Below are 1,970 nucleotides of genomic sequence, written 5' to 3'. Positions count from 1 at the left end.
TAAAATGTCTACAAATTGTGAAATACACTATAATATAAGTAATTATATAACATTTGATTTTACATAAAGGGGTGTCAATTATTGAAAAACATTACAAAAACCACTTTAGCTATAGTTTTCTTATTTATACTTACGCTAGGGTATAAAGTATCTAAATTTGACTTTAGCTCATTAGAGGATCAAGAACCTCCTAGCATAGAAGAAAGTGACAGTTTTAGTAATGCTCAGAAAATATTAGAGGAGTATGGTTATAATTTAAAAGATGTTCAAGAAAATGAAAAAATTCAAGATAATATGCCTGATTTAAAAACATACAGATATGAAAAAAAGAATGGAATTATATCTATATTAGCAAACGGAGATTATATTTACATGGTAAAATATTATGAACAATAAAAATGGAAGGATTAATACTTTTTAAGTCATTAATCCTTCCATTTTTATTAGAAACTCATCTTTTTCTTTATTGTCTTTAAATAAGCTAGTTGGTATTACCAGAAGTATTATATACTCTTCTCCAAATATGTAAATAGAATTATTATCTTCAACAACTTTGTAAATTTGACTAAATAAAATTTCATTTCTATTATTTCCTTGCTCGCACAAAAAGCTATTATCATCTACTGTACAAGTTACTTCTTTAAATTCACCATATCTAGCTTTAACTTTCTTTTTTATTGATTTTAATAAGTGTTTTTCACTTCTAAATAATAGGATTAATATCAAAATCAAAACTAAAGTATTTAAACAAGTCTCTATAGATAAAGAAGTTAGATAAAGTACTCTAAATCCATATACAATTTGTATAATGCCTACAATACACACTAACTTTGGAAGTATATGAAATAGAAAAAAAAGATTTTTTCTTAGTCTAATCATAAGCTTATATCCATTTACATACTCATCCATTGTGTTAATAAATTTAAACTCGATAATAAACACCTCCCCGCAGTATCTTTATTTTATTGCTTTAAAGTATTCGATAGATTGTATCTTATTATCATCATAATCATACAAAATCATTGGAAAAGGACTTTTCTTAGATACAGTCTTTTTATATTCTAAAAAAGCTATAAAAGTATCTTTATCTGTTTTATATTTAATAAGTTCATACTTCTCAAACTTAGTGTTATAAACTTCTTTTGCATTATCAGGTAAAATAGATTTAACTTTACTTATTGCTTCATCTTTAGTAAATGATTTATCTAAATCATAGTATGAATATCCTAATAAAATTTGTCCATATTTTTCATTATTTATAGGCTTTAAATCTAAGAAAGTATAAACTTTTTGAGCAAATGCATTTTCAAACTCAAAAAAATAGTTTTCTTTTACATTCTTCCTTGCTAGTTTGTATGTTAAAACATTTTTATTTAGTACCTTATATCTTCTGTTAATTATTTTATTATCTATAGAAGGTGTATCTGTCTGAGATTCTGATTTACTATTAAATAAATTAGATTTAAATGGTATATCATTTTCTATGCTTTTAGAAAGGCCAAGGTTTAATTGAATTCCTCGAATAGATATTACTAATACTATTGATAACGCCATGAAAATGCTTAATATCTCTTTATATTTTTTAAAAACCAAGTTTTACACCTCCCCCCATACTAAATGATTAAAAACTTAGCTAATTGTATCTTGGACTATAAGACATATAATAAAATGTCTATGATTTTACTTTTTCTTCTTTTATTAAATTAGTAATTTTTACCTTTTGATTCTGAATCTATAGTATCATTCATTCAAATACGAATCCAGTAATTTATTTAAAGTCATAATATTGAAAAAAGTATTCTCGCATACTAGTAGATCTCTAAGTTGTAGCATCAATTTCATTTTCTTTATTTGATATAGATTTATCTAAGAAAAGATAATAAATTCTTATTTAAAATTGGAATCAGATACTAGAGCCCATATAAAGAATTTCTATGATTTTAAAGTTAATAAAAAATAAAATAAAAATT

3 protein-coding genes are annotated in these 1,970 nt (G+C 23.7%); 1 reads left to right on the top strand and 2 read right to left on the bottom strand.

What is annotated here, in order from left to right; all coding sequences use genetic code 11:
* Positions 1–81 precede the first annotated feature (81 nt).
* Entirely contained in the window at positions 82–396 is a 315-nt protein-coding gene (locus VN21_RS03470) for a hypothetical protein (RefSeq protein WP_046822062.1), read from the top strand.
* A gap of 21 nt (positions 397–417) precedes the next feature.
* Here the strand turns inward: VN21_RS03470 and VN21_RS03465 are convergent, their stop codons facing one another.
* Positions 418–909 (bottom strand): YcxB family protein, encoded by a 492-nt coding sequence (locus VN21_RS03465; RefSeq protein WP_046822061.1) that lies wholly within the window; start codon positions 907–909, stop codon positions 418–420.
* 48 nt (positions 910–957) lie between these two features.
* A complete protein-coding gene (locus VN21_RS03460) occupies positions 958–1,593 on the bottom strand; it encodes a hypothetical protein (RefSeq protein ID WP_046822060.1) in 636 nt (211 codons plus the stop codon).
* Positions 1,594–1,970: the final 377 nt, after the last annotated feature.

The organism is Paraclostridium benzoelyticum (genome assembly GCF_001006285.1).
Taxonomy (GTDB): domain Bacteria; phylum Bacillota; class Clostridia; order Peptostreptococcales; family Peptostreptococcaceae; genus Paraclostridium; species Paraclostridium benzoelyticum.
This window is presented reverse-complemented; position numbering and strand designations above follow the sequence as displayed.